This window comes from Oribacterium sp. HCP3S3_B9, assembly GCF_052064255.1.
In the GTDB taxonomy this organism is placed as follows: domain Bacteria; phylum Bacillota; class Clostridia; order Lachnospirales; family Lachnospiraceae; genus Oribacterium.
The window spans coordinates 1-2,635 of sequence record NZ_JBQHVY010000043.1 but is presented as its reverse complement, the minus strand read 5'-3'; the positions used below and the strand labels follow the sequence as shown (position 1 = coordinate 2,635).

Below are 2,635 nucleotides of genomic sequence, written 5' to 3'. Positions count from 1 at the left end.
TGGATATACCGGTGCGGTGAAACCGCCTGTCCGGAGGACTGGAAACCGATAGTCCGGACATAAGGGAACCGATATATATGCGGCGTAGCCACCATCCCGGAGAAAAATGATCTCCAGGATGGAGACGCTAGTTAATTGGTTACGATTATTCGCTCAGTGCCGGATCCAGTCCGTATACCTCTCTCATAGAACGGTAGTTGGCAGGATCAGTCGGAACGATATTGATCTTGTAGGCATCATGCTTGATGCGGTCAAGAATAGCCTCGGCCAGAGGGCTGTCATCGCCACCGAGCTGGTCGTACCAACCGCTGGGATCGTACTGGGAGCAGAAGATCGTGGAAGATTTCTTTCTCCTTCTGTGCAGCAATTCCAGGATGTCATGTTGCTCTGCCTCGGTCGGCTTCAGCAGGAGCCATTCATCGATGATAAGAAGGGTGGGGTTGGCGTACTTGGCCTGAACCTTCTTGTAAGTGCCGTCTGTCCGTGCCAGGTCGAGTTCAAGGAGCATATCCGGCAGGCGTACGTACTTTGTCTTGTAGCGCTGCTTGCAGGCTTCCATGCCGAAAGCACAGGCCATGTATGTCTTTCCGCTTCCGGTAGCACCTGTGATGAACAGGTTCCGATGTTCCGTGATGTACTCACAAGTTGCCAGACGCTCGATGAGTGTGCGGTTGAGTTTCCGTCCGGAAGTATAATCGATGTCGGCAATGTAAGCCTCCGGCTGGTCAAAACCGGCTCCCTTGATAAGACGCTTCAGGCTATTGCTCTTGCGGTTGTTATATTCGATGTCGACCAGAAGGCCAAATCGGTCCTCAAAGGGTACATCCTTCATTTTCGGGTCGTTCATCTGTGTGATAAAGGCATCTGACATGGAAGTCAGGCGCATTTCAATAAGTTTGTCAATGGTACTCTGGTTGGTCATGGTTCTTACCTCCTGTAGTAGTCAGCGCCACGAGTGATGGCGTGTTTGTTCTGAGTTGGCGCAGAGTCGGGAGCCTGCAGCTCCGGTTCAATTTTGTCCTGCCTGGCCACCAAGATGTTTTTGATACTCTTGTAGCTGGGGCTTGCTGTATAGGAAAGCGCCTTCTGGCATGCTGCTTCTAAACGCTCGGCAGAGTATTTATCTGCCAGTTTCAGAAGTCCCATACAGCTTCGGTAGGATTGCTGCTCAACCTTCTGGGAGGCAAGGATCGCATTAACAACCTTGCATGTATTGGATCCAATCCGCTCAGCCCATTTGCGGAAACGATCGCCGTTCCACTCCAGATATTTCTGGTGATCGGCGGGCATATGCTCTGTAACAGTACTGTATTGCCCCTTTCGGCCATACAGACGCCGGTGGGAGGCAATGCGGTTGTGATTATAAAAGATCTCGATAACCGTGTCGGTTATCCGCACATCCACCTTACGTTTGATGAATTCGTAAGGGACGGAGTATAGCATTCCGTCGACGGATATGTGATAATTGAACTGAACGGTGGCTTGTTTCCATTCCGCCAGTTCATAAGGAGTAGCCGGCAACTTGGCCAGCAGTGGCTGTTCTTCGTCGCGGAAGATCTTGTATCGGGTACCCTCTTTCTTTTGAAAGGGGCGGTTTACGAATTCTTCCAGCTTTTTGCGGATGGCCTTATTGAGCTCGTCCAGTGAAAAGAACTGCTCATTGCGGAGCGCCGCGGTAATCCAGGTGGAGATAACACCTACAGAGCCCTCGGCATTCGGCTTGTCCTTCGGTGCCCGGACCCGAGCGGGGATAATGGCCGTGTTGTAATGTTCCGCCATCTCATGGTAGATGGTGTTGAGCTCCTGATTATACCAGTCGTTGTTGTGAATCACGGCAGTCTTGGTATTGTCAGGAACCAGGATACGGGTTACGCCGCCGAAGTACTCATACATGTGAACGTGGGCGGTGATCCACGCACGCTGCTTCTCATTAATGAAAGCCTCGACGTACGGATACTGGCTGTATGTCATGACACCCACAAAGAGGAAGGCAGGAATGATCTCGCCGGTATCTGGATCGGTGATCTGCGCAGGATCCCCTGCCCAGTCAACTTCGATCTGCTCGCCGGGTTTCCGGTTGATATGCATAGTTGCGCGGCGCTTCTGCTCATCCTGTTGGATGTAATAGCAGAACTGGGAATACATAAGAGGCTCGTCGCCGGACTGGCGGCATTCCTCCAGGTATTCTGTCCAGAGGAGCTTCTTGTTGACACCATTTCGGAGCAACTCCTTCTGGATGTAGTTGAAGTCAGGCATGCGTTTTGTCGACGACATCTGCTTCTGTACGGATGGAAACAGCTTATCCGCAAGGATGGCATCGGTCTCGTTAGGCTCTAACGGCCAGAAGATGTTAAGCACCTTTGCCCGTTTTAGCACACGGTTGACCGTTTTCTTGGAGACACCGCTGCTATCAGCGATGCTCTGTTGACTGAGACCCAGACTTGCCAGACGCAGGATCTCTCGGTACTTGGTCATATGAGCGACCTCCTTAGAATTATTTACGCCATTGCGGCGCATACCATAATTCTAAGGTGTCATGCTTTTGGTTTCCATTGCCGGATTGCTGGTTTCCAATTTACTGGAACGGCGGTTTCCCAAAAACCGGACAGTGGTGTCACGGAGCCCGGAATACTCA

The 2,635-nt window shown here is 51.5% G+C and carries 2 protein-coding genes; both read right to left on the bottom strand.

Going from position 1 to position 2,635, the window contains the following annotated elements:
- Positions 1 to 145: 145 nt before the first annotated feature.
- Positions 146 to 922 (bottom strand): ATP-binding protein, encoded by a 777-nt coding sequence (locus tag ACTNC3_RS11280; RefSeq protein WP_441227486.1) that lies wholly within the window; start codon positions 920 to 922, stop codon positions 146 to 148.
- 5 nt (positions 923 to 927) lie between these two features.
- Positions 928 to 2,475 (bottom strand): IS21 family transposase, encoded by a 1,548-nt coding sequence (istA, locus tag ACTNC3_RS11275; protein WP_441227485.1) that lies wholly within the window; start codon positions 2,473 to 2,475, stop codon positions 928 to 930.
- Between the last annotated feature and the right edge of the window lie 160 nt (positions 2,476 to 2,635).

Bases quoted from the DNA above. Each gene is read 5' to 3' on its own strand.
- istA (WP_441227485.1), bottom strand. From the start codon at position 2,475: ATGACCAAGTACCGAGAGATCCTGCGTCTGGCAAGTCTGGGTCTCAGT.
- ACTNC3_RS11280 (WP_441227486.1), bottom strand. From the start codon at position 922: ATGACCAACCAGAGTACCATTGACAAACTTATTGAAATGCGCCTGACT.